Consider the following 3,994-nt stretch of genomic DNA (forward strand, 5'->3'; position numbering starts at 1 on the left):
AGAGTGGCCAACTACCGAGAACTGTTACAATTCGGAACTCTTTCCTTATCTTCTTCGATAAATGACATTCAAAAAGTTATCTTTTGCTTGACAAAGGTCATTTCATAACAGCTGATATATTTCTTGAATGCTGAAGGAATTGCCTTTGTCTCGAGTTCTTGTTTGTTTAGCAGTAGATAATCTTTCTGCAGTAAATGCTCGATCTGTTCTACTGTGATTTCATAGGCATGCATATGCCATTCTAGATGTGTGAATATATGTTTTGCATCTTCCAGGCGTTTGATATGTGTTGGATGAATGTTATGCTTTTCTACTTCCTGAATGACTTCTTTTTTATTCAGATGTGCATCTACGCCAATGAATTCGTATAATCCAGCAAGCAGTCCCTTGTCTGCTCTTTTATGAATGAGGAATTGATCTCCATCACGAATAATGAATAGTGTTCTTTCAATGATTTTTCTTTGATTGAGTGCACTGCGATAAGGGATGGTATCTGTTGTTTTGTGAAGATGTGCTTTACATGCATGCTGTAAAGGACAAATGGAACATCTTGCTTCTCCATTTGGAACGCAGATCGTTTCTCCAAGTTCCATAATCCCTTGATTTAAATTGGATACAAAAGAAGGTGTACTGTCTTCTTGAAAGCATTCTAAGATTGTTTGTTCAATTTCTTTTTTTAATGTTTCGTTTCGAATATCTTCTGTGATCTCAAAGTAGCGTGCTAATACACGCATAACGTTACCATCGACTGCGGCTGCAGGCAATCCATATGCAATAGAAGAGATTGCACCTGCAGTATAAGGACCAATGCCAGGTAATTTCAGTAATGCTTTATATTCTTCTGGCAGCTGAGCGTTGTAATGTTCAACAAGTTCTATTGCACATTTTTTTAGATTTCTTGCACGTGAATAGTACCCTAATCCTTCCCATAGGCGCATTAAAGCATCATCTTCGCAATTCGCAAGATCTTGAATTGTTGGAAGTGTCTGCTTGAATAAAAGAAACTTTGGCTTAACAGCTTCAATACGTGTCTGCTGAAGCATGATTTCACTCAGCCATACATCATATGGGTTATTTGTATCTCTCCATGGCAGCTGTCTTTTATTCTTTTGATACCATTCTGCAATTTCTTTTGCATCTTCTATTTTTAAACTATATTTCATCAGATATTTATTATAACTTGATTGTTGTTCAAAGCCAATTGGACTATAATATTTTACATGCGAGCGTAATTCAATGGTAGAATGTCAGCTTCCCAAGCTGAATACGCGGGTTCGATTCCCGTCGCTCGCTTTGAATATAAAATAACCGCATATTTATGCGGTTTTATTTTTCTGTGGAACGAAATTGGAACGAAATTCGGATTTTTGACTATTTGTGGCATTTGTTTATGAATTCCATCATGCTGCTGTCTGTGTCTTTCAACAGGTGTGCATAGGTCTTCAGCGTTGTTTCTATGTCAGCGTGTCCAAGTCTCTTGGATACCGCTACTATGTTCACACCATTGTTGATCAGCCACGTTGCGTGACTGTGGCGCAGACAGTGTACTGTTACATTGTCTTCTATACCGGCTTTCTTCTTTGCCTTTACGAACTGTGACTGAATTGTAGAAATAGAAAGTGATCTCTCACCACCGAATACAAAGTCTCCCTCAGTTGCCATCAGAGGTTCGAGCTCCTTTGTAAGTGTATCATCCAATAGAATGGTTCTCGATGTCCTTGTTTTGGTTGGTTTTAGGCCGTTCTTGAAGTGTTTGATGGAATAATGGATAAATGCCTGGTTGCCATGCAGATCGGCTTTCTGCAGTGCCATAGCCTCGCCTCTACGACATCCTGTCCAGTACAGGAAGTCAAAGAAGATCTTGTAGATTGGAAGATCCACACAGTCGATGAAACGTTTGTACTGTTCTGGTGTCCATACAGGACGTTCCTGGCTCATTATCTCATCATCAGTATATTTGGCTGATCTGAGGAACTGTGCAGCATTAGGAATACCGTATACATCGTAGGCGAACTTGAATACAGATTTAACGTATGCCATTGTCTTGTTCTTTGTGCGTGTCGCATAGTGATCATCACTGATCATGTCTGCGCGCCATGTTTCCAATTGCAGTCGAGTAATTTTTCTTATGTCTCTGTCCTTCAGAGGAAAACGTTTTTCGAAGTGAGTGTGTCTCTGCTGAGACTGACCAGGAGAGATCTGATATGACTTTTCGTAAAGCTCGTTCATTTCAGCAAATGTGACCTTTGGAGCATTGTCTGTTTTTTCTATTTTAACTGTTGCTTCATACTGTGCAGCATCACGCTTAAGCTTAAAGCCACGCTTCTTCCTGGTGTTCCATTTTCCTGTCAAAGGATCCTTGACCTGGTACTGAACAAAATAGGTTCTGCGTTTCTCATCGTAGCCAATCATATGTGCCTTCTTTCGTTTGACGTTGTAAATTGTTATAATGGTTGTAAAGATAACTTGTGAAGGATTAACACTGTGTCCCAAGTGGGGTAGGTACACCGTACTGAGCAATCACATGTGCCTGGGGTTATCTTTTTTTTGTTCATGAAATTATTATGAGTTACTCTAAAATGCGAAAAGGAACCACGCATTTAGCAAGGTTCCTTTTCATCCTGAATGGGATTTCTCGTGCGTTTATTTTAGCACCTTGCCAAGATATGTCAATTTTGCTTAATTTCATAAAGTTATTTTGATTCACACGTATACAAAAAATAGGGGTTCGTGCCGAAGCCGAACCCCTCAAAAAATCTTTCGATTTTTTTCAATGTGTAATTATACTATGCTAATTCTTCAAAATTATCAAATATTTTTTGAAGAAAAGCAAAAGTATTTACAATGAGTTCATTAGCTTTTTTGCAATATTAATCTTTATATGATATATATTGTTTACCGATAGGCTAGCCTATGACAGGTCGATAACTGATGGATGACTAATACAGTTAAGCGTATGTTAAGTACGTCTCCACAGTTAGATTGGGATTGTTAACATCAATCCCTTTTTTTATGTTTTGCAAGCATGTCTATGCCAATGTTTTGCCACCAATTTGCCACTGATTTTCCATTTTCCATATCGTGGCCATATTTCAGCCATATCGTAGCTATTGAGTTTTGCTTAACTAGATAAAACTCGATTTTCGCTAAATCAAATAAAGAAACGATACATTTTGTATCGATTTCAAGCTTGGAAAGACTATTTTTTATCTGTGATATCAAGCAACATATCAATTGCTAATTGTGTTGATATTGGTGATGTTCTATATGATTTGATTAATGCTATTTCATGTGGTGAAAGAGAAATGGAATGAGTAGGAGAATCTGAAATACCCATAATATAAGATGGCATCACATCAAATGTTTCTGCGAGTTTCTCAATCGTTTCTCTTTTTAAGTTAACTATTTCTCCTCGTTCATATTTTGCAATAGCTGATTTTTGAACACCTAAAATTGAACCTAGCTGTTCTTGTGTTAATTTATGTTCTTTTCTTAATTTTTTGATGATTTCTCCAGTTTTATTAGTCTCCATGATTACCTCCTTTCTTTTTCCAAATACATAATACCTTAAAAATAAACATATACAACAAAAAAGTTTCTTTAAAATATAATTTTTTTATTGCACAAAGCAATAACTAGTTGTAATATAAAGGTGTCCTAAAAAGACACTTAGAAAGGAGAGACGATGGACAAAAATTTATTCAGAGCAGTAATGACAGAAAATGGAGATAACTACGATACTTTGGCTAAGAAACTTGGTATGACTGTATCAACACTTTCTAACAAGATTAATGAGAAATCCAATAACGGATTCACTCAACCAGAGATTTTGAAGATGAAAGAATTATATAAACTGTCTGCGCTGCAAATTGATCGTATTTTTTTTTTGGCTATATTAGCAAAATGGTGAATTCAAGAAATAGAATAAATGAAAAGATCATCTTTCTTCATGTCAGCAATACGGAAGAAATCTGTGATCTGATGCATTCTTTTC

At 36.6% G+C, this 3,994-nt stretch carries 4 protein-coding genes and 1 tRNA gene; 2 read left to right on the top strand and 3 right to left on the bottom strand.

The genetic code is table 11. The annotated features are described in order from the left end of the window. Window positions 1-68: 68 nt before the first annotated feature. Window positions 69-1,163, bottom strand: a complete 1,095-nt coding sequence (locus ACTND6_RS10545) for an A/G-specific adenine glycosylase (protein WP_441024168.1) — start codon at window positions 1,161-1,163, stop codon at window positions 69-71. Window positions 1,164-1,222: 59 nt separating this feature from the next. Here ACTND6_RS10545 and ACTND6_RS10550 point away from each other — a divergent pair. Further along, window positions 1,223-1,293, top strand: a tRNA-Gly gene (locus ACTND6_RS10550). A 78-nt stretch (window positions 1,294-1,371) separates the two neighbouring features. Here the strand turns inward: ACTND6_RS10550 and ACTND6_RS10555 are convergent. Then, window positions 1,372-2,412, bottom strand: a complete 1,041-nt coding sequence (locus ACTND6_RS10555) for a tyrosine-type recombinase/integrase (protein ID WP_441024170.1) — start codon at window positions 2,410-2,412, stop codon at window positions 1,372-1,374. Window positions 2,413-3,199: 787 nt separating this feature from the next. Continuing rightward, window positions 3,200-3,532, bottom strand: coding sequence for a helix-turn-helix domain-containing protein (locus ACTND6_RS10560; protein WP_441024172.1), 333 nt, complete (start codon window positions 3,530-3,532; stop codon window positions 3,200-3,202). 153 nt (window positions 3,533-3,685) lie between these two features. On the opposite strand from ACTND6_RS10560, the gene ACTND6_RS10565 reads away from it, so the two are divergent. Next, window positions 3,686-3,910 carry a hypothetical protein gene (locus tag ACTND6_RS10565; RefSeq protein ID WP_441024175.1) on the top strand — a complete coding sequence of 75 codons (225 nt, stop codon included), beginning with the start codon at window positions 3,686-3,688 and terminating at the stop codon, window positions 3,908-3,910. Window positions 3,911-3,994 lie beyond the last annotated feature (84 nt).

It is taken from the genome of Bulleidia sp. HCP3S3_C9 (assembly GCF_052064035.1).
GTDB lineage: Bacteria > Bacillota_I > Bacilli_A > Erysipelotrichales > Erysipelotrichaceae > Bulleidia.